The sequence below is a fragment of the Paucilactobacillus salsurae genome (assembly GCF_054784995.1).
In genome coordinates this window covers 40,012-66,963 of sequence record NZ_BAAHWX010000005.1, presented here as the reverse complement: position 1 = coordinate 66,963, position 26,952 = coordinate 40,012, and the positions used below count along the sequence as shown (strand labels likewise).

General features: G+C 39.7%; 23 protein-coding genes. 18 read left to right on the top strand and 5 right to left on the bottom strand.

Annotated features, from left to right (window positions below):
* Nucleotides 1–82: 82 nt before the first annotated feature.
* From phnC to serS, 6 genes are all read left to right on the top strand, one after another.
* On the top strand, nucleotides 83–853 hold the full coding sequence (gene phnC / locus ACYVQZ_RS06180; protein ID WP_461240535.1) for a phosphonate ABC transporter ATP-binding protein: 771 nt from the start codon (nucleotides 83–85) through the stop codon (nucleotides 851–853).
* The gene (gene phnE, locus ACYVQZ_RS06175; protein WP_461240534.1) at nucleotides 850–1,638 is read left to right on the top strand and encodes a phosphonate ABC transporter, permease protein PhnE; all 789 of its coding nucleotides are present in this window, start codon (nucleotides 850–852) and stop codon (nucleotides 1,636–1,638) included. Before phnC ends, phnE (ACYVQZ_RS06175) begins: the two co-directional genes overlap by 4 nt.
* Nucleotides 1,635–2,432 (top strand): phosphonate ABC transporter, permease protein PhnE, encoded by a 798-nt coding sequence (gene phnE, locus ACYVQZ_RS06170; RefSeq protein WP_461240533.1) that lies wholly within the window; start codon nucleotides 1,635–1,637, stop codon nucleotides 2,430–2,432. Before phnE (ACYVQZ_RS06175) ends, phnE (ACYVQZ_RS06170) begins: the two co-directional genes overlap by 4 nt.
* 10 nt (nucleotides 2,433–2,442) lie before the next feature.
* Complete coding sequence (locus ACYVQZ_RS06165; protein ID WP_461240532.1) at nucleotides 2,443–3,996, top strand: bifunctional metallophosphatase/5'-nucleotidase; 1,554 nt, start codon at nucleotides 2,443–2,445, stop codon at nucleotides 3,994–3,996.
* Nucleotides 3,997–4,067: 71 nt separating this feature from the next.
* The gene (locus ACYVQZ_RS06160; protein WP_461240531.1) at nucleotides 4,068–4,277 is read left to right on the top strand and encodes a PLD nuclease N-terminal domain-containing protein; all 210 of its coding nucleotides are present in this window, start codon (nucleotides 4,068–4,070) and stop codon (nucleotides 4,275–4,277) included.
* A 269-nt stretch (nucleotides 4,278–4,546) separates the two neighbouring features.
* A complete protein-coding gene (gene serS / locus ACYVQZ_RS06155) occupies nucleotides 4,547–5,848 on the top strand; it encodes a serine--tRNA ligase (protein ID WP_461240530.1) in 1,302 nt (433 codons plus the stop codon).
* 253 nt (nucleotides 5,849–6,101) lie between these two features.
* On the opposite strand, the gene ACYVQZ_RS06150 is transcribed toward serS, so the two are convergent.
* Nucleotides 6,102–7,013: a hypothetical protein gene (locus ACYVQZ_RS06150; protein WP_461240529.1), complete on the bottom strand. Its 912-nt coding sequence runs from the start codon at nucleotides 7,011–7,013 to the stop codon at nucleotides 6,102–6,104.
* Nucleotides 7,014–7,015: 2 nt separating this feature from the next.
* The gene (locus tag ACYVQZ_RS06145) at nucleotides 7,016–8,116 is read right to left on the bottom strand and encodes a hypothetical protein (protein WP_461240528.1); all 1,101 of its coding nucleotides are present in this window, start codon (nucleotides 8,114–8,116) and stop codon (nucleotides 7,016–7,018) included.
* Between the two features lie 269 nt (nucleotides 8,117–8,385).
* On the opposite strand from ACYVQZ_RS06145, the gene ACYVQZ_RS06140 reads away from it, so the two are divergent.
* From ACYVQZ_RS06140 to rihC, 7 genes are all read left to right on the top strand, one after another.
* On the top strand, nucleotides 8,386–9,843 hold the full coding sequence (locus tag ACYVQZ_RS06140; RefSeq protein WP_461240527.1) for an ABC transporter substrate-binding protein/permease: 1,458 nt from the start codon (nucleotides 8,386–8,388) through the stop codon (nucleotides 9,841–9,843).
* A gap of 2 nt (nucleotides 9,844–9,845) precedes the next feature.
* Nucleotides 9,846–10,589 carry an amino acid ABC transporter ATP-binding protein gene (locus ACYVQZ_RS06135; protein ID WP_461240526.1) on the top strand — a complete coding sequence of 248 codons (744 nt, stop codon included), beginning with the start codon at nucleotides 9,846–9,848 and terminating at the stop codon, nucleotides 10,587–10,589.
* Between the two features lie 8 nt (nucleotides 10,590–10,597).
* Nucleotides 10,598–11,329, top strand: coding sequence for a gamma-glutamyl-gamma-aminobutyrate hydrolase family protein (locus tag ACYVQZ_RS06130; protein ID WP_461240525.1), 732 nt, complete (start codon nucleotides 10,598–10,600; stop codon nucleotides 11,327–11,329).
* 480 nt (nucleotides 11,330–11,809) lie between these two features.
* Entirely contained in the window at nucleotides 11,810–13,192 is a 1,383-nt protein-coding gene (locus tag ACYVQZ_RS06125) for an amino acid permease (RefSeq protein ID WP_461240524.1), read from the top strand.
* Between the two features lie 343 nt (nucleotides 13,193–13,535).
* On the top strand, nucleotides 13,536–15,356 hold the full coding sequence (thrS, locus tag ACYVQZ_RS06120) for a threonine--tRNA ligase (RefSeq protein ID WP_461240523.1): 1,821 nt from the start codon (nucleotides 13,536–13,538) through the stop codon (nucleotides 15,354–15,356).
* Between the two features lie 1,118 nt (nucleotides 15,357–16,474).
* Nucleotides 16,475–17,707, top strand: a complete 1,233-nt coding sequence (locus ACYVQZ_RS06115; RefSeq protein WP_461240522.1) for a NupC/NupG family nucleoside CNT transporter — start codon at nucleotides 16,475–16,477, stop codon at nucleotides 17,705–17,707.
* A 111-nt stretch (nucleotides 17,708–17,818) separates the two neighbouring features.
* Nucleotides 17,819–18,739, top strand: a complete 921-nt coding sequence (rihC, locus tag ACYVQZ_RS06110) for a ribonucleoside hydrolase RihC (protein ID WP_461240521.1) — start codon at nucleotides 17,819–17,821, stop codon at nucleotides 18,737–18,739.
* Between the two features lie 77 nt (nucleotides 18,740–18,816).
* Here the strand turns inward: rihC and ACYVQZ_RS06105 are convergent, their stop codons facing one another.
* The 3 genes from ACYVQZ_RS06105 to ACYVQZ_RS06095 are packed head-to-tail and all read right to left on the bottom strand — an operon-like array spanning nucleotide 18,817 to nucleotide 21,087.
* Nucleotides 18,817–19,485: a DUF805 domain-containing protein gene (locus ACYVQZ_RS06105; protein WP_461240520.1), complete on the bottom strand. Its 669-nt coding sequence runs from the start codon at nucleotides 19,483–19,485 to the stop codon at nucleotides 18,817–18,819.
* Between the two features lie 40 nt (nucleotides 19,486–19,525).
* Nucleotides 19,526–20,320, bottom strand: coding sequence for a DUF805 domain-containing protein (locus tag ACYVQZ_RS06100; RefSeq protein ID WP_461240519.1), 795 nt, complete (start codon nucleotides 20,318–20,320; stop codon nucleotides 19,526–19,528).
* 29 nt (nucleotides 20,321–20,349) lie between these two features.
* Nucleotides 20,350–21,087 (bottom strand): DUF805 domain-containing protein, encoded by a 738-nt coding sequence (locus tag ACYVQZ_RS06095; RefSeq protein WP_461240518.1) that lies wholly within the window; start codon nucleotides 21,085–21,087, stop codon nucleotides 20,350–20,352.
* Between the two features lie 119 nt (nucleotides 21,088–21,206).
* Between ACYVQZ_RS06095 and ACYVQZ_RS06090 the strand changes: the two genes are divergently transcribed.
* The 5 genes from ACYVQZ_RS06090 (at nucleotide 21,207) to ACYVQZ_RS06070 (ending at nucleotide 26,947) form a co-directional block, all read left to right on the top strand.
* A complete protein-coding gene (locus ACYVQZ_RS06090) occupies nucleotides 21,207–23,504 on the top strand; it encodes a hypothetical protein (protein WP_461240517.1) in 2,298 nt (765 codons plus the stop codon).
* Nucleotides 23,505–23,661: 157 nt separating this feature from the next.
* Nucleotides 23,662–24,384: a 16S rRNA (guanine(527)-N(7))-methyltransferase RsmG gene (gene rsmG / locus ACYVQZ_RS06085; protein WP_461240516.1), complete on the top strand. Its 723-nt coding sequence runs from the start codon at nucleotides 23,662–23,664 to the stop codon at nucleotides 24,382–24,384.
* A gap of 18 nt (nucleotides 24,385–24,402) precedes the next feature.
* Nucleotides 24,403–25,293 carry a nucleoid occlusion protein gene (gene noc / locus ACYVQZ_RS06080; protein WP_461240515.1) on the top strand — a complete coding sequence of 297 codons (891 nt, stop codon included), beginning with the start codon at nucleotides 24,403–24,405 and terminating at the stop codon, nucleotides 25,291–25,293.
* An 18-nt stretch (nucleotides 25,294–25,311) separates the two neighbouring features.
* Nucleotides 25,312–26,079, top strand: a complete 768-nt coding sequence (locus ACYVQZ_RS06075) for a ParA family protein (protein ID WP_461240514.1) — start codon at nucleotides 25,312–25,314, stop codon at nucleotides 26,077–26,079.
* Nucleotides 26,069–26,947, top strand: a complete 879-nt coding sequence (locus ACYVQZ_RS06070; RefSeq protein ID WP_461240513.1) for a ParB/RepB/Spo0J family partition protein — start codon at nucleotides 26,069–26,071, stop codon at nucleotides 26,945–26,947. Before ACYVQZ_RS06075 ends, ACYVQZ_RS06070 begins: the two co-directional genes overlap by 11 nt.
* The last annotated feature ends 5 nt before the right edge of the window (nucleotides 26,948–26,952 follow it).

The window sequence follows — 26,952 nt, the reverse complement described above, 5'->3', positions numbered from 1 at the left end:
CAATTAATGAACGTTAATTAACGGGGCAGCAAGCGGTTTTGTGCTACCCTGTTTTTTATGAATTTAGGGAGGAACCTCAGTAATGGAAGAACCAATTATTAGCTTTGATCACGTTAGTAAAACATATCCGAACGGCACGGTTGGATTAGATGATATTAATTTTGATATCTATCCAGGACAATTTGTCGTCGTTGTCGGCTTGTCTGGTGCCGGCAAAAGTACGATGCTACGAACCATTAATAAAATGCATGAAATTACCGATGGTAAATTAACGGTCAACGGCATCGATACCAAACAATTAAAGGGGAAACCATTACGCGAATTTCGTCGCAGCATTGGCATGATTTTTCAAGATTTTAATCTGGTCAAAAAAGTTAGTGTTAAACGTAATGTATTGTGTGGCCGGGTTGGCTATTATCCCACTTGGAAAAGTGTTCTCGGCCTCTTTTCAAAAGAAGATCAGCAAAAAGCCCAAGATGCATTGAAACGAGTTAACTTAGCCGAAAAATATTACACGCGCGCGGATGAATTGTCTGGTGGCCAGCAACAACGTGTGGCGGTCGCTAGAACTTTTATGCAAGATCCGCAAATTATTTTGGCGGACGAACCAATTGCCTCACTTGATCCATTGACCACCCATGCAGTGATGGATGATTTGAAAAGTTTGAACAAAGATTACGGCATGACCGTGCTTGTCAACTTGCATTCCGTCGAACTTGCCTTAGAATATGCCGATCGCATTATTGGCTTGCGCGGTGGACAGCTAGTTTATGATAAATCAATTGAAGATGCTTCAGCCGCTGAATTGCATGATATTTACGAAGAAGACGAAGCTGCGGAGGCCCTCAAATGAACGAAATTCCACAAAGAACAACTGCCCAACGCTTTCATTTTAAATGGATCGCTTGGACGCTCGTATTTGTGATTTGTTTAGTGATTTCAGCAATGGCAACTGGGGTTGATATGACATCATTTTGGATGAACATCAATCAATTCTTTGTACTTATTGAAAAAATGGCCCACCCCAACTGGGAATATACTTCGCTGATCATTTCACCAGTTTTAGAAACCATTCAAATGGCACTTATTGGAACAACATTAGGAACACTAGTGGCAATTCCCTTAGCGCTGCTGGCAGCCCGCAACATTGTAACCAATACTGCACTACGCTCAGTTGTGCGCTTTATTCTTAATTTGGTGCGGACATTGCCCGATCTGTTGTTGGCGGCTTTATTTGTTGCCATTGTCGGTATCGGACCTATTGCCGGGGTGTTTACTTTAGCGATATTTTCATTTGGAATGATTTCAAAACTATTTTATGAAGCTGTCGAAACCATCGATGATGGACCATTAGAGGCGCTGCGTGCCAGTGGCGCTAACAAGATTCAAGTGATTGTCTTTGCGGTGATTCCGCAAATTTTCAATCAATTTTTGAGCTACTTTTTATATACGTTTGAAATTAACGTGCGAGCCTCAACAGTCCTAGGATATCTAGGTGCTGGTGGTATTGGGGTGTTTTTACAACGATCATTAGACGAATTTCGCTATGACAACACCTCAGTCATTATCATCGCAATTTTAATTATCGTGTTGGTAATTGATGGGCTCAGTAATTACTTACGGGAGAAGTTGCAATGATAAATCAAAAAAAGACAATCAAATGGTATCAAAACAAATGGGTCTACTGGGCCCTATTAGTGCTCATCATTTATATTTGGGCCTTTTCACAAATGAAATTCACAGGACTAAAAGAATCTGCCGGTGAAGTCAGCAAGTCGATTCTACATGGCCTCTTACATCCAGACTGGGGTTACGTGTATGACGGTAGCGGTGAAGATTTATTTAGTTTAATTTTACAAACCTTAGCGATTGCGTTTATCGGGACATTTATTTCTGCCATTTTAAGTGTTCCTTTTGCGTTTTGGGCAGCACGAACTGAAGCAGGTAAACGCCACATGCGTTCAACTAGCGGTAAAGTGGTGCTAACGTTTATCCGAACCTTTCCAGAAATCGTGTTAGCGATCATGTTCATCAAAGCGGTCGGTCCCGGATCATTTGCCGGGGTACTCGCGGTTAGTATCCACTCAATTGGAATGCTCGGAAAACTCTTTTCTGAAGCAGTGGAAAACATGGACCGACGTCCAAGTGAAGCACTGACGAGTGCCGGATCAACTGCAACAGACACACTGTTTTTGGCAACTTTACCAGAAATTATGCCAGAATTTATGTCGTATACGCTGTATCGATTTGAAATTGCCGTGCGGTCTGCCTCAATTTTAGGGATGGTTGGTGCCGGAGGGATTGGTACACCATTATTATTTGCGATTCAAACCAGAACATGGCCACGTGTAGGGATTATCTTGATTGGGATCATTATTATGGTTACTGCAATCGACTTATTCTCAGGGATGTTAAGAAAACGGTTAGTTTAAGGAGTAGGAAATGAAAATTACGATACTATCGACCAGTGATGTTCACGGTTATTTATACCCCACGGACTATCAACAAGCAGATAGTACGGTTTCGTATGGGTTGTTTCGCTTGGCCACTGCTATGAACACGATCAGACAGCAGGCTAGCAACGATGAATGGGTAATTGCCATTGAAAATGGGGATTTAATTCAAGGTAGCCCGCAAACAATGTATACGAATAAAAGCGGTACGCCATACCGCGAGCGCTACGCAAAAATAATTAATCAATTAAAATATGATTGTGGTATTTTGGGTAATCACGAATTTAATTATGGCTTTGATTATCTACATGACTGTTTGGCAAAACGCCACTATCCAATTCTAGGGGCCAATTTAGTTGATCAACATGACACGCCAGTTATTGATGGGCCGTATACGTTATTAAAGCGTGATGGCGTTAAAGTCGCTATTTTAGGACTGACGACAGCCTATGTACCACATTGGGAAACGAGTGGAAATTTAAAAAATTGGCAATTTAAGTCTGCTCTCGAAACGGCTAAATACTGGGTACCACGCTTGCGTGAACTGGCTGATGTCGTGGTGGTCGCCTATCATGGCGGTTTTGAAGGTGATTTAGAAACAGGTCAAGTGGATGTCAGCAAGCAAACGGGCGAAAATGAAGGCGACGAAATTCTCAAGCAGGTACCTGGAATTGATGTCTTGGTCACGGGACACCAACATCGCCAACTCGCACAGGTTGCGCAAAATGTTGCCATTACCCAACCAGGTGAACGCGGTCGGTTTATGGGCCAAGCGACCTTAGAACTTGACCAACATCATCAGGTGATCAATCGCCAAGCACGGTTGATTAATGCAGCAGATTTCGAGCCCAACGAAACACTGTTAACATCAAATCAAGATTGGCAACAAGCAACAGAAAAATGGCTCGATCAACCAGCGGGTCAATTAAACAAGGCAATGCCAATTGAGAGTCCACTCCAGGCCAGATTAAATGGCCACCCATACATCAATTTAATTAATCGCATTCAAAGCGATGCAACTGGTGTAGATATTTCGGCTACCAGTTTATTCAATGATCAAGTACAGGGCTTTCAAGAGATTGTGACGCGTAGACAAATTGTTAACAGCTATGTTTACCCGAATACATTAGCAGTCGTTGCCATTAATGGGGCACAGTTGAAAGCAGCCATTGAACAATCAGTGAACTATTTTACGGTTGAAAACGATCAAATTACGGTGGCGCAAGATTACTTAGTACCTAAAGTACAACACTTTAATTATGACATGTACGCTGGTGTGGAATATCGTTGCCAAATTAGCCGGCCCCGTGGACAACGCTTGTTAAGCCTCACGTATCATGGCCAGCCAGTGGCAGACGATGACCAACTAAAAGTGGTGCTCAATCGTTACCGTGCCGGCGGCGGTGGCGATTATCGGATGTTTTCACCTGCTGAAATTGTTAGTGAAGTCACGGTAGATATGACGGAACTCATTATGCAGTATTTTGCTAAGCATGATGAAATTAAAGTGGATGCGCGACGCAACTTTAAGATTATCAAATAATTAAAGGCTCTCGTCGTTGAATTTTCGCTTTTCGTGGTATATTAGAGCTGTAAAACAAAGGAGGATTTAACATGCATAAACATTGTCGGACACATCGATTCCCGAAAAAATTATTGCCAATGGTCATCTTTGGGCTATTTATTCAAATTTTTGCTTTGGTTGATATTCTTAAAAGTAACGTTTTTTTACGTGGTAACAAAGGATTGTGGATCGCATTAGTTTTTGTCATGCCTCCATTTGGTGCGCTTTCATACTACGTTTTTGGTCGCGAAGCTTTCTAGAAGATTGCAAAACAATCAGGCATATGTTAACATGCACTTTAAAGTTAAACACAGTGCATTTTAAGTAGACATCCAGAAAGGCAGCGGTTGATGTGAGTTGCTTGTCGAAACTCCGGTGCAATAATGTGGGCGGGTAATGCCGCACGGTCTCGTTGCCGTTACCAACTGTTTGAGGGTGTCAGTAGACAAACTTGGGTGGTACCGCGGAAAAGAGCCATTTCGTCCCAAAATTTTTGGGAAGAAATGGCTCTTTTTGTGGAGGTAATGACATGTTAGATATTAAGAAAATGCGTAACCAACCGGATTACTATAAGGAACGGTTACAAACGCGTGGTACAGATCCAAAAGATGTTGATGAAATTTTTACTTTAGACGAAAAACGACGAGAATTAATTCAAGAAACAGAAACACTTAAGGCTAAGCGTAATGATGCCTCAAAAGCGATTGGTGAGGCAAAACGAAATAATGAAAGTTCTGATGATGCCATCGCCGCAATGCAACAAGTTAGTGCAGACATAAAAAAAGTGGATGACCAACTTAATACGGTCGATGACGATTTTCACAATAAGATGGCTCACCTACCAAATATGCCTCACGAAGGTATTCCGGTTGGTCCTGACGAAGATGCCAATGTTGAACAACGTAAAGTAGGTCAAATTCCTGATTTTGGCTTTGAACCAAAAGCACATTGGGATATTGGTGAAAATCTGGGTATTCTTGATTTTGAACGCGCCGCTAAAGTATCTGGTGCCCGCTTTGTTTACTACGTCGGTTTAGGTGCACAACTTGAACGGGCCGTTTACAACTTCATGCTGGATGAACACATGAAGGAAGGGTACACCGAAATTTTGCCACCATATTTGGTTAATGATCATGCGATGTATGGAACCGGCCAATTTCCTAAGTTTACTGAAGATGTTTATCAAATTCAAAATGAAGATCAAGAATTGACGATGATTCCAACGGCTGAAGTGCCATTAACGAATTACTTTGCTAACGAAGTAATTCCGGAAGAAAAACTACCTGTTTACGTAACGGCTTTAACCCCATCATTTAGATCAGAAGCTGGCTCGGCTGGCCGCGATACTCGTGGTTTGATTCGGATGCACCAATTTAATAAAGTTGAAATGGTGAAGTACGCCAAACCAGAAAATTCATACGATGAATTAGAAAAAATGACTGCCAATGCCGAAAATATTTTGCAAAAATTAGGTCTAGCTTATCATGTCATCACCTTATCAACAGGTGACATGGGATTCTCAGCAGCCGAAACGCATGATATTGAAGTCTGGATGCCAGAACAAAATATCTACCGTGAAATCTCAAGTTGTTCAAACACAGAAGATTTCCAAGCCCGCCGTGCCCATATCCAGTACCGTGACGAAAACGGCAAGTTACAATACGTCCACACACTAAATGGTTCAGGACTTGCTGTAGGTAGAACAGTGGCCGCAATCTTAGAAAACTACCAAAACGAAGACGGTTCGGTAACGATTCCTGAAGTGTTAGTTCCGTATTTCCATGGAATTAAGAAAATCACGAAGGAAAATGCGGTGCCTTTTAACAACTAGAGTGCGGAGGAAAACGGTTTGCACCTGAGGATTAACGGACTTTAAGTGAAATCCCTGATCTTGGGATTTTACTTAAAGTCTGTTAACCGGAGGGTGCAGTTTTCCGGAGCACGTTTCAGCAATAAAAAAGCAAAAAGAATAGCAACAAAATATATCTAAAAGCACAACATCATAAAACAGCGCCATCACAAAATCTGTGATGACGCTGTTTTAGTTTTTAAATATAATTAGATCGCTCTGCATACGCTAATTGTTATTCGGACAGTTTACTATCAAAATAAGTCCGCGTTGAATTCATCACTTCATGTTCAAATTGACTAGCAGACATTAGTTTTGATTTGACTGGTAACTTAACATTGGTGCTATCCTTAGCAACAGCAACGTTTAACTGATAAGTCACTCCTTTGTTTTTAATGATGATCGTGGCTTTATTTTGTTTTGTGTTCACTTTTTCAGTCACAGTCGAAGCGTCAATTTTATCATTGGTTGTATCAATCTCTGAAGCACGTAAAGCGTAATTTTTTGTGTCCTTATCTTTCTTAATGACAGTATTATATTTTTTCAATAAACTCTTTAATTCAGCATGTGTAAATTTATGAGTTACAGTGTCACCATTCTTGGTGAAATTTTTATTTTTCGTGTTTTTCATTGCAGCACTCATTGCATCATTAAAGGCATCTTGTGTTTTTTTATTAGATAACATGACGACCAAGTCACCCGTGCTAAAGAAATTGCCGCTGTCCGTTTCTTGACCGAGCTTTGAATAAGTAAACGTAATGTATTTGTCAGCAAACTTACTCATAATGGCTTTCAAGTCCTGGTTAGTGGAAGCTGATAAATAATCAGCTTTGAGATAAGCCCGCTGATCCTTATTATTATAAAAAGTGGTGATTAAGTTATCATCCTTTTTATTGGTGTGATGCAGTGAATCAACTAATTTGAAAAAAGACTTATCGTGGTTGGCATAAGATGTTATTTTTTCCCGCTGAAGAGCAACATCACTGGCATTTTTAGTGGGCTTAAAGGTAACTGATACTTTTTGCTGATTGGCAGAATCAACTTTATTACTTTTCACGAAACTACTTTTTTCACCACAGGCAGTTAATACGACTGTTAAAGTCATAACCGCAAAAACGAGTATTATTTTTCTGAGTGTATTTTTCATGATTAATTAACGCTTCTTTCACTTAAGTTTTGATGGGTCATTGGATTGAGATGATAGGTTAAACTGCTGACATCAAAGTCATCACTGTTATCATCTTTGTCACTGGAGCTATCACTGCTTGAATCGCTGTTATCGCCATAACCGAAGTAGTCTTCATCAGAAGAACCGGACTGGTTGAAATAGTCTTCTAGGTATGAACCAAGCATGTCATCGTAAACATCTTCCATGGCACTTTTCATCTTGTCTTGAAATTCACTTCTGGTCATCGTGTCTGTCCATTCAGGCGTTTCAACTGATCGTTGTGATTTAGCGGTTGATAACGTGACATGATAGGTACTATCACTAGTTTTGATTTTAAAACTGGTTTTACGACGATTATCATACACAGTTTGCGTGATTTGATAGTTATCAAGTTTGTCATTGAAATCATCAAGTTCACTATCACTTAACGCTAAATCTGAGATTGAATTTTCATTTTTAATTTGATGATTCAATTGTTTGGCAATCTCGCGTACTTGAGCATGCGAGTACGTGTACGTGAGATGTTGGCCAAATTTTTTGAATTTATCGTTCTTTGTATTACTCAAAATCTGGTTCAAATCTTTGAGCCAATTTTTTTGTAGTTTTGGATTGGCAAACAAGACATCAAATGTTGCAATGCCAATTTCATCGGCGGTGCTATCTTCAGCCTTGGTGAGTTGATGAATGCTGCCGGTCAAATACTTGCCTTCAAATGGTTGAGTGATATCGGAGCTAGCAGCCATGGTGTCCATCAATTCATCGAGTGACGTGTAGGTTTTACCACTGTGATAGTCAAAAATGATTTTAGCTTTCGATGAGCTACTTTCGCCATCTAAACGGCCTTCATCGACCAGTAACGCTATGTTAGTTTTTGTATTGGTATAAGCCGAGGCTGTTAGTTCGCGTATTTTAGCCTCACTGGCACCAGATGTGGGTCGTACGGACAGTGACGTTTCTTGCTTTGGGTAGTGTTTGAGTTGTGCATCGTTAACAAACTGTTTGCGTTCACCACAAGCGCTCAGTACAAATACTAAAGCCACAATGGCTAGTATTGCCCCCCAATGAGTATATTTTTTTTTCATAATTATTTTCCTCCCAAGAGAATACCTAAATTATATCTGAATATAATAGGGAATGGTATACAAATTTGGTAAATGATGATATAAGGCGGGTAAAAAACGGGCATATTTGTCCCTTAAGAAAATTAAGCCTAGTTAAAAATAAACTTCGATTTTTAAAATAAGAAAGCGCTTTCATCCTTTTAAAAAACGTACTTCAATGAATAACCTATAACTAATAGTGATTAAGTGTTAGGTTATTCTACAAGTTAATTTTGAAAGAGGGAATGGCAATGCATGACAATCGACGAACAGTAAAATGGTTATTGGCACTAACAACCTGTTTAATTGGGTTCCTGACGATCAACTACGGTCACTCAATCAAAGCAGATCCTACATATACAATTGGGACGGGGACAACCTTTGAACCCTATGAAATTGAAAGCAAAGACGGCAGTTACAATGGCCAAAACAATGGCATTGATATGGACATCCTAAAAGCCATTGCCAAGCATGAACATTTTAAATACAAATTAAAAATCATGGGCTTTAATGCGCAACTGCAAGCAGTCCAAGCAGGCCAAATTGATGGCATTATGGCCGGTATGAGTGTGACACAACCACGTAAAGCTAAATTTGATTTTTCGACACCGTATTATAATGCCGGTGTCGTGGTCGCGGTTAGCAAAAATAATTCACAGATTAAGTCGGTGAAAGATTTAAAGGGCAAAACGGTGGGCTTAAAAGCAGGGACCACTGGTGCAGCTTACGGGGAATCGCTAGCCAAGAAGTACGGCTTTAAGGTGAAATATTTCAACGATTCGAATCCTATGTGGAATGACGTCAAAAATGGTGGCACAGATGCGACATTTGATGACGGACCAGTTTTACAATATGGCATTAGTAACGGCATTCCGTTGAAAATTGTGACCAAGCCAGCCGCCAAAACACCAGTCGCATTCGCAGTGAAAAAAGGTCAGAATCAGGAATTACTCAAGAAGTTCAACCACGGTCTCGCCTATTTGCAAAAGTCTGGTAAATTACAAAAAATTATTGATAAATATCTTACCGGTAGTGCAAAACATACTGATAGTGCCAAAGAACGAACGATCACGGGTTTAATCAAAAATAACCACGCATTCTTGTTAAATGGGTTGTGGATGACCATTGAACTAGCTGTCATCGGGATTGTCTTTGCAACCGTTTTTGGTGTCATTTTAGGGGTAATGGGTATCGCCGATGGGAAGGCATTGCCTTGGACGGCCAGCACGTTAACATATATTTTTCGTGGGTTGCCAATGATGGTATTGGCCTTCTTTATCTATATTGGTATGCCGGATGTTGTAGGTCATAAAATCCCACTATTTACTGCTGGTGTGATTACCTTGACACTCAATGAAGGAGCCTATATTGGGGCGTTCGTCAAAGGTGGCTTTAAAGCAGTTGATCGTGGTCAATGGGAAGCCGCTCGTAGTTTGGGGTTGCCATATAACCGAGCATTGTGGAAAGTTATTGCGCCTCAGGGAATTAAAATCATGATTCCATCTTTTATTAACCAGTTCATCATCACTTTAAAAGATACCTCTATTCTGTCAGCCATTGGCGTGATGGAACTGACCCAGACCGGGACAGTTATCATTTCTAAGAACATGGAAGGCTTTAAGGTCTGGACGATTATTGCAGTGATGTATCTAATCATCATTACGTTGTTAACTTGGTTATCAAATTACGTACAAAGAAAGATGGGATAGCAATGGATAAAGATTATAAAGTACAAGTTAAAGACTTGCATAAAAGTTTCGGCAGTAATGAAGTGCTCAAGGGAATCAATCTCGACGTTAAAAATAACGAGGTGGTCTGCATGATTGGGCCATCTGGATCAGGGAAAAGTACTTTCTTGCGGTGTTTAAATAAACTTGAAGATCCGACTAGTGGCAGCGTTTATATTGATGGTTATGATATCAGTGACGCTAAAACTAACTTAGATTTAGTCCGCCAAAATATCGGCATGGTGTTTCAACATTTCAACTTATTTCCGCACCTCAATGTGTTAAAAAATATCACCTTAGCACCGACTGAATTAAAAAAGGTTGATAAAGATGAGGCAGAAAAAGAAGCCATGCACTATCTCGATATTGTTGGATTAAGTGAAAAAGCCGATGCCATGCCTGCTCAATTATCTGGTGGCCAGGCCCAACGAGTTGCGATTGCACGGGCACTAGCGATGAAACCAGACATTATGTTATTTGACGAACCGACTTCTGCACTTGATCCGGAAATGGTTGGGGATGTTTTGGCAGTTATGAAACGGCTTGCCAAAGAGGGAATGACAATGGTGGTCGTGACTCACGAAATGGGCTTTGCCAAAAGTGTGGCTGACCGGGTTATCTTCTTCCAAGATGGCATTATCAAAGAACAAGGAGATCCACAAACGGTCTTTGATCACCCTCAAGATCCAGGAACCAAGAATTTCTTAGACAAAGTTTTGAATGCGTAGGTGAAAATATGAAACCCGTTATTGGTATTTTAGGTGCGCAACTTCATCAACCAGATGCGCACTTTATTGATAGTAAAATTGAATATGTGCAAAATGTTAACATTGACACAATCGTCAATGCTGGTGGGCTGCCAATGGTTTTGCCGGTCGCCAAAAATGATCTGGCACAAACGGCAAAACTGTACGTTGAGCATTTGGATGCTGTCTTCTTCATAGGTGGCGAAGATTCTGACCCAATGTTATATTCGCAGCAACCGGATGCCGCATTAGGAGAGGTTGATCGACAACGAGATTTATTTGAATTGGCGATGTATCATGCGGCTCGAACGGCAAAGCTACCCATTTTAGGAATTTGTCGTGGGTTACAGTTAATCAATATTGCTGAAGGTGGCACCCTTTATCAAGATTTGAAATTAATTGCCAATCCTGTTGTTAAGCATAATCAACTACCGACTGATGTTCATGCAGTGACACATGATATTTCGATCGATGAAGACAATTGGTTAACTCCCATTTTAGGGAGCACACACCTGGTAAATTCAGTGCATCATCAGGCTATTGATCGACTAGGTGCCAAATTAAAAGCCATTGCCCATAGTCGTGATGGGGTGATTGAAGCCATTGAAAGCGATGATCATTTGGTGTGGGGCACGCAATTTCATCCAGAATGGTTGACTGAAAGTGACGAGCAGATGCAAGCGATATTTGATCGCTTTGTGAAACAAGTGCCAGATTTATAAAAATATTTATTAAAATTAGATGAGAAAAAGGCGGATGGCTGATATAACAGGAGTTACGTGGTAGGAATAATTACTGTATAGAAGCCAAAATTGTTAAATCGTTATTGACAATTTTGAGTGGCAACGTATAATGGCTAGTAATCTCATGAGACGTGTGACAGAGACACTGTGGTGGTGAAAGCAGTGAAATGATATGGCGTTATAAATTGGACTTAATTTATGGGTGGGTTCCTTTATTGACCTTTGGAGGCAGAAACGTGCTCCGAAAGCCAACTTCTTCCGGTTAATCCGATATTAGTAAAATCCCAAAAATAGGGATTTCACTAATATCAAATTAATCCTCAGAAGTTAACCGGCTTTCTCCGCACTCTGTAAACTTGGGTGGAACCGCGTAAAACCATACGTCCCTTGTACATTTCTAAAATGTACAAGGGACTTTTTTGATACTTTTATTTCACATTGACTACTAGGAGGTTGCATATGGAAGATGATAAGCAAATTACACTATCTCGTGGACTGAAAAGTCGGCACATTCAGATGATTGCCATTGGTGGGGCCATTGGAACTGGGTTGTTCCTTGGTTCTGGTAGTGCAATTCGCAATGCTGGGCCTTCGATTATTTTGTCGTATCTGATTGTTGGGATCTTTTGTTTCTTCATGATGCGTGCGATTGGGGAACTGTTGCTATCAGACACGAGCAAGCATTCTTTTATTGATTTTATTAAAGAATATCTTGGCGATCGGATGGAGTTTATTACGGGTTGGACCTACTGGTCATGCTGGTTATCGCTGGCAATGGCGGATCTGACTGCGACAGGAATTTATCTTAAATATTGGTTTCCAAATTTACCCCAATGGGTTGGCCCACTAGTCATCATTGTTCTGTTGCTCATCACTAATCTAGTCAATGTTGGATTGTTTGGGGAACTAGAAACCTGGTTTTCAATGATCAAGGTTTTGGCGATTATTGCACTTGTGGTCGTTGGTTTAGTTTTAACCGTCACTCACGCCAAAGTAGCCGGCTCAACTGCATCAGTATCAAATTTAGTCTCACATGGTGGCTTTTTTGCCACTGGACCAGTTGGCTTTTTACTGTCATTTCAGATGGTCGTCTTCGCGTTTGTCGGCATTGAAATGGTGGGTTTAACAGCTGGTGAAACACAAGATCCCAAAAAAGATTTACCTAAAGCGATTAACAGTTTACCAATCCGTATTGGACTATTTTACGTTGGTTCAATGCTTGCCATTATGTGTGTTTATCCTTGGAACAAGATTACGACAACCGCTAGTCCGTTTGTCCAAGTCTTTTCAGGAATCGGAATTACTGCAGCGGCAGGTATTTTAAACTTTGTCGTGTTAACTGCTGCAATGTCAGCCACCAATAGCGCCATTTTCAGTACCAGTCGCACGCTATATGCATTGGCAACTGGGGGCAATGCGGGCAAACGCTATACAAAATTGAAAGCCAGTCACGTACCAGTCAATGCCCTTAATTTTTCATCAGCAATTTTGTTTGTCGTCGTGATTTTAAACTATGTGATGCCCGCCGGTATTTTTAGCTTAATTTCAGGCGTTTCGACCATTAATTTCGTGTTTGTTTGGATTATTTTATTATGGTGCCACATTAAGTTTCGTAAACAAAAGCCACTCGGTGTGCCATCGTTTAAAATGCCTGGTTATCCGTTCACGGATTATGCTAGTTTAATCTTTTTCATTGGGGTATTAGTATTTCTCTTATTCGATGCACAAACCAGAATTTCCGTGATGGTGTCTCTTGTGTGGTTTGTCGCTTTGATTATCATTTACGCCATTATCAATCGTCACCCACGGTCAATTAACGATCAATCAAAATTAAATCCGTAATTAACCTTGCTATTTTTATAAGGGGTGCTATAATCGAAAACATCATCAAGAGACATGTTAGTTGGTGAATTCAAACCAGAGAGATTAAGCCTCATCTGAAAGCTTATGATTGATGAAACTGATTAATACCACTCTTGCTACTGTTTTCCGACATAAGGAAAAACGGGATGGTCCCGATATCACCAATTTGAGGTAGGTCAGTCTAATTCTAGATGCGATTGGTCTACGAACATGGGTGGAACCACGTTATTCAATAGATAATTAACGTCCCTAGTATCGTTTAGTCGATACTAGGGACTTTTTTGTTGATCGGGATAAAAACAATTCAAAGGGGATAGAAACAATGGCACAAGTTCAAATTTTAGCACCAGATGGTTCAGTTGATAAAATTGATCGCGATTCCGATCAAAGTTTACAGGCACTTCGTCAAACAACAGCGTTATTATTACAAGCTGCATTGCACGAACAATTTGCAGGCATCCGTTTAGGTGCCGGTCTTGCCAGCGAAGATGGCTTTTATGCTGATTCTGACAAAGACGATGCCCAAGTTTCTGCCGATCAACTTGAACAATTAGAAGATCAAATTAAAAAATACGCTAAAGACGATGTCAAAATCGAACAATCAGAAATTTCATTGGCTGATGCCCAAAAGAGTGCGAAGGGTGATCAATTCTTAAGCCAATTATTTGAAGAAGCTGCAGAAAATGGTCAAGTGGCCGTATATCAAGTTGGTGATTTCATTGCCCCAGCAAGTGGTGAAGTACTGACATACGCTGATGTTGTGAAGAACTTTAAGCTACTTTCAGTTGCTGGTGCATATTGGGAAGGTAAATCATCAAACCCAATGTTGCAACGGATTTATGGTTCAGTATTTTATAAAAAAGATGACTTGGCTGCAGATTTGCAAAAACGCCAGGAAGCTAAAGAACGAGATCACCGTGTGATTGGTAATGATTTGGATCTGTTCTTTGTTGATCCTAAAGTTGGTGCCGGTCTTCCTTACTGGATGCCTAAAGGTGCTACGATTCGTCGTACCATCGAACGCTACATCATTGATAAAGAAGTTGCTAACGGTTATAAGCATGTTTATACCCCAGTATTGATGAACTTAGATGTCTATAAGACTTCTGGTCACTGGCAACACTATCGTGAAGACATGTTTCCACCAATGGACATGGGCGATGGCGAACAACTTGAATTACGGCCAATGAACTGCCCAAGTCATATTCAAATCTTTAACCACCACATTCGTTCATATCGTGAATTACCATTACGAATTGCTGAATTAGGAATGATGCACCGTTACGAAAAATCAGGTGCTTTATCAGGCTTACAACGTGTGCGTGAAATGACCTTGAATGATGGTCACACATTCGTTGCCCCTAACCAAATTTTGGATGAATTTAAGAGCATCTTGAAGTTAATGATCGAAGTGTATCATGACTTTAATATTGATGATTACAGTTTCCGTTTGAGCTATCGTGATCCTGAAAATACAGACAAGTATTTTGACGATGATGAAATGTGGAACAACGCGCAATCAATGTTGAAACAAGCCATGGATGACATGGGTCTTGATTACTACGAAGCAGAAGGTGAAGCCGCATTCTATGGTCCAAAATTGGATGTGCAAACAAAGACGGCTTTAGGTAACGACGAAACGTTATCAACCATTCAATTAGACTTCATGTTGCCTAAACAATTTGATTTGCATTATGTCGGTGAAGATGGTGAACAACATCGTCCAATCATGATTCACCGTGGTTTGGTGTCAACGATGGAACGTTTCACAGCTTACTTAACAGAAATGTACAAAGGTGCATTCCCAACATGGTTATCACCAGTTCAAGTTAAAATTATTCCTGTTAAAGAAGAAGTTCATGGTGCCTACGCTGATGAATTAAGCAAAGAATTTGCAGCAGCTGGGATCCGTGTTGATGTTGACCACCGAAACGAAAAAATGGGTTATAAGATTCGTGAAGGTCAAACAAAGAAAGTACCATACACATTAGTAGTCGGTGACGGTGAAATTAAAGATAATGCGGTCACAGTCCGTAAGTATGGTGAACAGGAACAAAACACAATGTCAAAACAAGATTTCTTGGAAGAAATTCTAGCTGATTTGGCTAGTTACTCAAGAGAGAGTGTGGAGAACAACGGGTAGTTTCTGAGGATTAATGTAAATAAAAGCGTGGTCACAGGGTCTGTGACCACGCTTTTATTTGGATTAACCGGAAGAAACTGTTGTTCGGAACACGTTTAGTCTATAAGAAAGAAAAAAATGTTTTTAAATTTTTTTAAGCTAAATGTCTACAATACTTTACCTTTAAACAGATTGAACCAACAACTTTCCTATATATAAGAAACAACCAAAAAACTCACCAAAAAGAAAGCGTTTCATTTGCCACTTCATCACCGACCATGCTACTATAACAATACAGGAAGGGAGTTAAACAAAACTGTCTTTCCTTCTCGAGTAAACTCCTTGGAACATGGAACGAAATGTCTTTGTGATAAAGGTAAGTAGCACAGTACCAATAGGGAATCTCGAAGAACCAGTCAATAAAAATTAAGTAATGAATCGATGCATTTGAGACACCAGATAATCGATTCAAGTAGACCATAATGAATAAGTAACATCTCGCACCTCGAGTAAGTTTTCAAAGATTTGTTATATGCGTAGTGGAACAAGATTTAAAATAGCTAAGTTTTGAGGCGAAGATTATAGAATTGAAGAATGAAACATCAGGCAGTTGTTGTTAACCTTCCTGGTAGTGGGGAATCCGAGTTTGAGAAGGGCTCGGGTTCTTTTTTATTTGGTTTGAAACCACTAAAAAAACGAATCAATCAAAAGTGTGCGGTAAATAGTGGGTTATTACTTGAAAGTTATTGTAAAAATAACCTTGAAAAAATTTGTTAATGGGATGATAATAAAAGTCCTTGGCAGGGGCACTAATTAATTGTTAGCATGGTCAACTTTTATGAAAAGTTGACTATTTTTTTGATTAGAATTCTAAAAAAATCATGAGATATTTTTGTATGAATAAATTATGAAAAGTTCATGAAATTTGTAATTAGTGTCTATTATCAATAATGTTTTTAACAGTTTGTAAATAAAATATCGTACAAGTGCTAATATATTTGATTCGAAAAAGTTTACAGATGAAAATGAAAGCGGTATATTTATAAGGCACCACTAATTCTGTTGCAATCATTTTTTTCTTGAACATTCGGATTAGTTTTAGTCGTGTAAAAAATATTTTATAGAAGGGTTTGTAGCTCATGTACGTAGCAATTAATATTCTTGGATTAATTGTTTTCTTAGGGATTGGTTTCCTTTTCTCACGTAAGAAAAAAGAAATCAATTGGCGTTCAATCGCAATTATGATCGTCCTTAACCTTGTTTTAGCTTGGTTCTTCACTAGTTTCTCAGTTGGTCGTGACGCAGTTAAAGCTGCCGCTGACGGATTCAACTGGTTAGTTGAAGTGGCTTATCAAGGAATCATCTTCGCCTTACCTAACTGGGTGAGTGCCGATTATGGTGGTACTGCTAAGTCAATGAACTTTATTACAAGTGCATTGCTTCCAATCTTGATGATTGTTCCAATGTTTGACATCTTAACTTATATTGGTGTCTTACCTTGGATCATCAAATGGATCGGTCGTGGACTTTCATTCATCACTGGTCAACCTAAGTTTGAATCATTCTTCGCTGTAGAAATGATGTTCTTAGGTAACACTGAAGTGCTTGCCATTTCAGGAATGCAACTTCGTCAAATGAAAGCAGAACGTAATGTGACATTGGCAATGATGTCAATGAGTTGTGTGACGGCCTCAATTCTGGGTGCTTATACACAAATGGTACCAGGTCAATTCGTTTTGACGGCTGTGCCAATTAACATTATCAACTCAATCATTGTGACAAGTATGTTGAATCCTGTTAAGGTTCCCGAAGAAGAAGATACAATTGCCAAGGTTGGTTCTGAAGGAGAAGATTCAGACGGAAAACGCGAACCATTCTTCTCATTTCTTGGCGATTCAATCCTAGGCGCTGGTCGTTTAGTATTGATCATCACTGCAAACGTTATTGCCTTCGTTGCTTTGGCTGCTTTGATTGACAAAATCTTGGCATTATTCTGGAAGCCACTTTCACTTGAAAGTATCCTTGGTGTGATTATGTTCCCATTTGCATGGTTAATGGGTCTCCCTGTTGATCAAGCGTGGACATTGTCACAAGACATGGGATTGAAGTTAGTGACTAACGAATTCGTTGTGATGGGTCGTGTTGCTGGTGACGTGATCAACGGTTACACACCTCACTTGCGTGCCATCTTAACAGTCTTCTTAACTTCATTTGCTAACTTTGGAACAGTCGGTATGATTATCGGTGCTTTCAAGGGCTTAGTTGATAAAGAAAAGAACGACATGATTGCTAAGAACGTTGGTTACATGCTTCTTTCAGGTATTTTAGTTTCATTACTTTCTGCTGCTTTTGTTGGATTATTTGTTTGGTAATCCCAAGCAACACAGAAATTACTTTTTAAAATTAAATTGGGACAGCTTTCACGCTGTCCTTTAATATCCGCTTTTTCTAAAGCGCTTACTTAAATTTAGGAGGATTTTAGCATGGCAATTAAAATTATTATGGATACTGATCCTGGTATTGACGACGCAGCAGCTTTGACAATGGCGATTAATGATCCCGCTATTGATTTGAAGTTGGTTACGGCCGTTGCTGGTAACGTAACAGTTGATAAAACCACTGCCAATGCATTAAAGATCGTGCATTTCTTTGGTAAAGATAAAGAAATTCCGGTGGCCGCTGGGGCTGCTCAACCATTAATCAAACCATTTGAAGACGCTGCACGCATTCATGGTGAATCAGGGATGCCTGGTTATGACTTTGGTGAAGATTACGGTAAAGCCATCGAAAAATCAGCTGTTGAAGCATTACATGATGAAATCATGGCCAGTGATGAAAAGGTCACCTTAGTACCAACTGGTTCATATACCAATATTGCCTTACTCTTTACACAATATCCTGAAGTCAAAGATCACATTGACCAAATTGTGGCCATGGGTGGCACTTTGCAAGAAGGGAACATGACTAGTGCTGCTGAATTTAATGTCTTCACTGATCCACATGCTGCTAAGATTATGTATAATTCCGGCATTCCAATCGTGATGGTTGGCCTGGATATTACCTTAAAAGCACTCTTAACACCAGACACCATTGAAAAGCTCAAAACCATGGGCCGTTCAGGCGAAATGCTTCACGGATTGGTAACACATTACAATGATGGTGATGAAAATGGTCACCCAATGCATGATGTGAACACCATTTTCTACTTGTTACACCCAGAAGCCATCACGACCAAAGAAATGTGGGTTGATGTTCAAACAGAAGGCCCAGCAATGGGCGAAACTGTTGGTGACATTCGTGGTGCTTATCATGATGGTAAAGTAAATGCGAAGGTTTGTGTCGATATCGATGCTGCCGCATTTAACAAATGGTTCCTTGAAGAAGTAAGCAACATTCAAGATTAAGTTAAACACAAAAAATTAAAGTCTTATCACACACAAAACCCTCCTGTTAGCCGCAGGAGGGCTTATTTTATTGATGTCTATTGATTTATATGGGTCGTCCGTGTTGGTTGGCCAAAACGATTAGGACTTGGATCGCCTGGCAAAAGGCTGAACACCAGTAATGTGATACTGGCCGCCAGGCCACCAATGTATGGAATGATAAAGAGAAGATACAACAGTAAGAATAAACCTGATTTACCACTGTCATGCAACCGGCGCACAGTCACACTAAAGTTTAGGAAAAACTCGACGAGTTGAATCAGACAAACAATGGCGATAAAGCCGATAATTCGAACAGTTAATGCGGTCGTAAAATCATCATCATAATAGAAAAAATCATCTGGATGGATGAATACTGGTAAAAAGAAAACAAGGGTCAAAATGGTCATCACAACCAAATTCACTATAAATAATAGCAGTTGTGGCCACCAGTAGTCTCCTAATCCACTACGACCATCCAGGTTAAACAGGTGCGCAAAGTAGCGTTTTAACGCACCACTAAAAGTGGAAGATTCGTTGGAACTTTCAGTTTTAGATGATGTTTCAGTTGGTTTATTTGTATCTACAGCGATTGTAGCAGTTGGTTGGATGTCTTGTTGTGCCGTTGTCATAATTAATTGTTTTTTACCACAAAACGGACAAAAGATAACATCTGCTGAAATTTGCTTGCCACAGTACTGACAGAATCTTGTTTCGTTATCAGCCATAGAATCCTTCCTCGAAAATTAAGTTAAAGAAAATAATTAGTTATTTTGCAGAATTGGTGGTTTTAGTTGGTTTACCATATTGATTGGCGCTTGAATCACTTGGTAATAAAGAAAAGACAAACATTGTAATGCCTGACGCTAAGGCACCAATATATGGGATGAAACCAAGCAGGTAAAATAGCATGAACAGACCAGATTTACCACTATCATGCAGCCGTCGAACCATGACGCTGAAATTGAAAAAGAAGTAGAGCAGGTCAAGAATAATAAAAATGGCAACAAAGCCAAAAATTTGAGACAGAATGGTTGAAATAATACCAGAAGAGTCATTATAGAAACTGTCACTCAGAGCGTTGCTAATTGTTGGTAGCATTACAATAAAAAAGAGAATAAAACATAAAACCGTGTAGACTGGGGCCATTAATAATTGTGGCCACCAGTAATCAGCAACACTGCTACGTCCTTTTATGTTAAGTAAATTATGAAAATAACGTCGAAGAGCGCCTGAAAATGTTGATTTTTCTTCTTGAGTTGTCGAAACAGTGGCTTGCGTACTAGGTGCAGGTTTAACAGCTTGTACTTCAGCTGGGGCAGGCTGTTGAGGTGCAGTGTTAGCAGCCGGTTCAACATCATCTTCTGCTGATGTTAGTGATGCCGGCGTGCTCACTGGTACATAGCTTGCAGTTGTTTCTTGAGTTGGTTGTTGCTCAGTTTGTTCAGAAGACACTTCTTCTGCAGGAATTTGTTTAAAACCACAATATGGGCAAAAAGTCGCTTCTGCGGGAATATCTTTGTGACAGTTTTGGCATTGAGTAATTGCATTTTCTTGATCCATAATAATTCTTCCTTTCGTGTTTGACCTAGTTAACTAGTTGTTTTAGTAGGCGGTCCATAGACGGTGTTCATTTTTTTGGAAGGTAGCAATAACAAGATAATTAAAATGAGGGCAAATGGGAGATTGCCTGGAAACTTAATGAAACAAAAGAGAAGCAATAGGGAAAAATGTCCCGGTTTATTAGAATCATGCAAGCGTCGAATAATGAGCGTCAAGTTGAGACAAAGCAAGACGGCAATCACGATGACTGCGATAATTAGTGTTCCACCGAAAAAGGTAAACTGCGTCCAGATAGATGCTGTCTGATAGCGCGTATATACTGTTCGATAAATAGGACTCATTAACGGCGAGGAGGCAATGGTTTTTAAAACAATCATGAACGTGATTTCGGCGATTGTGATAAACAATTCTGCCCACCAAAAATCACTAAAACTGGTTCGACCACTGAAATCAAACAATTTGTGAAACCAGTTGGTGATCGCACCGGCAAATGAAGATTCTGATTGTTGATCAAAGGCTTGCTGATCAAAACTAGTATCCAGATATTTTGTGTCAGCCTTAACCACCGAATCACCTGTATTAGAAGTTGAACTTTCGACAGGTTTGGCGGCATTTTCAGGAGACTGTTTTTGATAGTTATCAGTGATTGGTTCGTGTTCTATATCTTTAAGTGGAATTTGTTTAAAGCCACAAAAAGGGCAAAACTTTGCTTCAGCATTTATTTTTTTACCACAATTTTGGCAAAAAAGGGTGGTACCTTCACTCATGAAAAAATCCTCCCAAAATATTACTATAAATGGATTATAGATGAGTTACCTATAGATAACAATAAGATATTATAATATAATATGATTTATTATTAATATGCTGTTGGGGGAATATTTTTGTGAAGGATCATAATAAGGACAAAAGTGAATCAACAGGTCAGACTAGTTTTTGGCGAGCAAGTAATATTTTATTGATGTTGTTTTCAATCATGGTGCTAATCGGCGTTGGTTGGATGTTAAAGGTGTTAAATGATTACCATCTTTTGAGTATTCCGGTTAAATTGGGTGGATTGTATCTGTTAGCCGTTGTGTTAGTTGGTGGATCTTATCTGATTCGGCGACTACAAATCATGCGGTATATTTTGCTATCATTGGGACTCGGGATTGGTGTCTTAACGACCATGGCTGGTGTGATTACCTACCACGTTTTTAATCAATATCTCGGGCTTGGTATTTTAAGCGGGTTATTACTTATCACATTTGTTTTAAGTCTGATCCATCATTCTGAGACTATTCTGGTCTATTTTTCCATCATCACAGGCTGTTTAAGTACATTTGTCATGAACCCGCAATTGAGTTTTTCGGCTACAACCATTATCAGTTCTGCAGTATTGTTGTTCATTTTGCCTTTATTTGTCAGCTTTAAAAAAATCTATATTTGGTCACCTATTTTTGCATATGCGGCATTGGAATATGTTTTTTACATGATTTTAAAAAAGGAAACAATATTCAGTAGTATCGTGGGCATTATCATTTTTCTAGTTATCGTTAGCACGGAAATTATCCTGAAAGTCGTAAAAAATGAAAAAGTACAATGGGCGTGGTTTGTCGGTAATGTCATGTTAGCTCTTCAGTTATCTCTGGCATATGCGATCAATGGCACTAATTGGATACCACTAACGGCCATGGTAGTTTTTTTGGGACTGACAGTGTTAACCAAAAAAGATCAATTTCGCCGTGATTTCTATTTGTTAATGTCATTTCTGCCTATTTTTTTCATCTTTCCAGATGGAGCTTTGAACCGAGCAGGATTACTACTAACGGTCGAAATTGGTGTCGTTTTTTACCTTGTCATCACAATGTGGTTGAGAAGTAAAGTCCTGAGCTGGTTATTATTGCTGATCAATTTTTTGCTTGTGTTCACAATCGAAATTACGCACGTTGTCAGTTATAGCGGTCAACAAATTCAGACAATTGGGTTAGTTGGCTTCTTAGTAAGTGCACTTGTCGCTTGGCTTTGCAGTCGAGCATGGCAAGCAAAAATGAGTAGTTACTACCTATTAGTCGGACTAATTCAAACCCATATATTGTTATTATCGAGCTCAGTAATTAACCATTATGGTAACCGCTGGCAGATTGTTGGCGCCTTGCTGCCATTGCTCATATTCAGACTAATTTCGGCTGGCAAGCCACTTGTACTGCGCAATTCAACAATTAAAGGTGTGATTCAAGGGTATATTTTGTTGGTACAAGTTTTTTGTATGTTTAGTTTGTGGGCGGTCTCATATTCGACGGTGTGGTCAATCAGTATCGTCATGGGCTACCTTTTAGTCGATTTCACCATTGCGTGGTGGCAAAAAGTTTCATTGGGCGTTATTGCTGACGCCACCTTTGTCGCGCTGATGGGGATTAGTCCTGAGGCAATGATTCATCGACCAGTTTTGACGGCTATTTTCATTAGTAACGTGGTCCTGCTGCTCCTGAGCATTTTATTGTATCGCAGATGGCAGCAAACCATTAATTCAGCCGTAGTTAAAGGTTATCTCTGTTTTAGTTTATTTATCATAATTTTAGATGCGTACAGAATTACCGGCAACTTTGAGTTAGTCTCGCCATTATTATTACTTGAATTAGGTGTGTCGATCGCGTTGCGCTATTGGAAATTGCCACTTAATCGATTTGGTTCAATCTTTAGCCTCACTTGTTTAGTTGTCATGTATTTAATCACTATTGGAAATGTCCAGCATGCTGGTATTACTAAGATTATTTATAATCTGATTTTTCTCATCTTGATGATAATCATTTCAAGAACCGTATGGCGTCAGTGGGATGTTAAATACAGTCATTTAAAAAATTACATTTTACTTCTTTTCTTAGTCTTTATTCCATTGGTGACTAGATCAGTCTATGCAATGAACTACTATGTGAGTGATACTGTTTTTCTGGCAATACTATGTTCAACGGTATTTTTCGGCATGGGTTTAGTATTGTTGTGGCTAGGGAATCGTTGGAACAAGATGAGTGTGAATATCGAAGCAGTGGTAGCTGTGTTGTTAGTGATTTTAAAAATTAGTTTTTGGGATTTAAAAGATAGTAGCAGTCTCGTTAGAGGGGCTACATTTGTGAGTGTTGGACTAATTGGTATTATTGCCATTTTAGTTTTACAATTAACGACTAGAAAGACAGTAAAAAAATAATTGATTAAAGCATGTCTAGATACATGCTTTTTTTGCTTAAAAATCGCGATTTTTAAAGAAAATATCTAGTGTTAGACGGGTTGATAAAACACCCGGATTAGGGTAAAGTAAACACGTACGTGAAACAAATTTTTGTTTCACAAAAAAGGAGAATTAGATGCAACCAGATCAGTTTTATGACGCGTTACTGCAACATGATATTAAGCTTTCAAATCAGCAACTCGCGCAATTTGAGCGTTATTATGAATTACTAGTAGCAACTAACGAACACGTTAACCTAACCACCATTACAGATAAACCGGCTGTTTATCTCAAGCATTTTTACGATTCAATCACACCGGCTTTTTATGATCAAGCCTTACAAACACAACCATTAACACTGTGTGATATTGGTGCAGGTGCTGGGTTTCCATCGCTTCCAATGAAGATTGTCTTCCCACAATTAAAAATAACCATTGTGGACTCCTTGAATAAACGCATTAATTTTTTGACACAACTAGTAGAAGAACTAGAATTAGAAGAAGTAACTTTAATTCATGACCGGGCAGAAACGTTTGGATCAGTTAAAAGTCAGTATCGTGAAAGCTTCGATGTGGTGACAGCTCGTGCAGTAGCGGCGTTAAATGTGTTGAGTGAGCTGTGTTTGCCATTGGTCAAGCTTAATGGCACATTTTTAGCCATGAAAGCTGATAAGGCTGATGATGAATTAGCAGCATCACAACTAGCAATCGCAACGTTAGGCGGTCAAGTTCAGCAAAGTGAAAGCTTTGAATTACCGGTGACCAATGAAAAACGATCAATTGTGATCATTACTAAAGAGAAAAATACACCGGCGAAGTATCCACGACGCCCCGGAGTACCAAACAAAAAACCATTATGAGAGTTGGGAGGAAGTAAAATGGCGTTTTCATTTTTTGGAGGTTCACGAAGTAATAAACAAAAAGCGACAAATCAAGTAGTTGAGGTTGCGGTGGATCAGATTACGCCAAACCGGTTCCAACCACGGAAAGTTTTTGATCCACAGGCAATTAAAGAATTAGCAGACACAATCGATGAACATGGTCTGTTACAACCCATCATTTTGCGTGAATACGAACCTAGTAAGTATGAAATTATTGCTGGGGAACGGCGTTTTCGTGCAATCAGTGAATTAAATTGGACCAAGGTGCCAGCCATCATTGAAAAGATGAATGATCGCGAAACGGCCTCACTGGCATTAATCGAAAACCTGCAACGTGAACAATTAAGTTCTGTTGAAGAAGCACAGGCGTACAAGAGCTTGATGCAGTTGAATCATTTAACCCAAACAGCCCTGGCTAAGGGAATGGGTAAGAGTCAATCAGCAGTTGCCAATAAATTACGATTGCTGAAATTGATTCCACCTGTTCAAAATGCAATTTTGGACCGGCGCATCTCAGAACGCCATGGCCGCGCATTACTTGAATTGGACGAGGATGCGCAACGTGAAGCGTTGATGGAAATTGTCAATCAGCGACTCACTGTTAAACAAACAGAACGATTGGTTGCTGAAAAACTCGGCAAGCCATTGCCAGACGAACCTGAACAGCCAGTTGCACCAGCACCAGAAAAGCCGGCACCTAAAAAAGCAACGACGAAACGCAAACGCCCAAGTACCAAAGGTCTCACTGCGGATGCGCGAGTCGCAGTTAATACGATTAAAAAATCGGTTAAACTAGTCCGTGATAACGGCATGAAAATTAAATCAACGGAAACAAATCTCGATGACCACTATGAAATTGTCATTGAAATTCCAAAAAAGAAGAAGTAGAAAGGATGGCTTAAACTAATGGGATATGTGATTGCACTTGCCAATCAAAAAGGCGGGGTTGGAAAAACCACGACGAGCGTTAATCTAGGCGCTTGTTTGGCACAACTTGGTCAACGCGTATTGTTGATTGATATTGATCCACAAGGCAATGCCACCAGTGGAACTGGAATTCAAAAATCAAACATTGAACAAGATGTTTACGACGTCTTAATTAACGATGTGGAGTTAAAAGATACGATTTTACAGACGGCGCACGAAGGTCTAGATATCGTGCCAACTACCATTCAATTATCGGGTGCCGAAATTGAATTAACGTCGATGATGGCGCGTGAAACGCGTTTGCAAGACGCGATTAAAACGGTCACTGATAACTATGATTACATCTTAATTGACTGTCCACCATCGCTGGGGTTATTAACAATCAATGCCTTTACAGCCAGTGATTCAATCTTGATTCCAGTGCAAAGTGAATACTACGCATTGGAAGGATTAAGCCAGTTACTTAATACCATTAAATTGGTTCAAAAACACTTTAACCCAGAGCTGAAAATTGAAGGCGTGCTGATGACCATGTTTGATGCACGTACGAATTTAGGCCAACAAGTTAATGCCGAAGTTCAAAAGTTCTTTGGTGATAAGGTGTATGACACAATTATTCCACGAAACGTGCGGTTATCTGAAGCGCCAAGTCATGGGCTACCGATTATTGACTATGATCCAAAGTCTAAAGGCGCTCAAGTCTATATGGCACTCGCAAAGGAGGTGTTAAGTGCTCATGGTAAATAGTAAAAAAGGTCTTGGACGTGGAATTGAAGCGTTATTTGAAGACAACGATGTTGATGCAAATAGTGAAACAGTTGAAGAGCTGAAACTGGTTGATATTCGTCCTAATCCATATCAACCACGGCGTACCTTTGATACAAAGGCATTAGGTGAACTGGCAGCCTCGATTGAAAAGTCGGGTGTCTTCCAACCGATTATTGTTCGTCGTCCTAACAAAAAGATGAAACGCTATGAAATCATTGCTGGTGAACGGCGTTTTCGGGCATCGAAGATTGCTAATCAAAAAGAAATTCCAGCAATCGTGCGTGATGTCACTGACGAAGAAATGATGGAAGTTGCTGTTCTAGAAAACTTGCAACGTGAAGACTTAACACCACTAGAAGAAGCGCAAGCCTATCAAACATTGATGGATAAATTATCACTAACTCAAGTGCAAGTTTCAGAACGCCTAGGTAAAAGTCGTCCCTACATTGCGAACTATTTGCGTCTTCTTGGCCTGCCAAAGATGGTCAAAGAAATGGTGCAAAAAGAACAATTATCAATGGGACAGGCTCGAACCTTGCTAGCATTACGCGACAAGGATAAACTGGTTGCGTTAGCACGACGGGTTGTTGAGCAAAACTTAACTGTTCGCCAATTGGAACAAATTGTCAGTCAAATGAACGGCACGCACCGTAAAAATAAGGCTAAGAAACCAGCTGCTAAGTCAGTCTTTGTTAAGGAAGCCGAAACTGAGCTTGGTTCTAAATTCGGCACTAAGGTTTCTGTGACAACGACGAAGGGCAAAAAAAGTGGTAAAATTGAAATTCCATATTTGTCGAATGACGATTTAACTCGCATTTTGGAAATTTTAGAAATTGATTTAAACTAAGAATT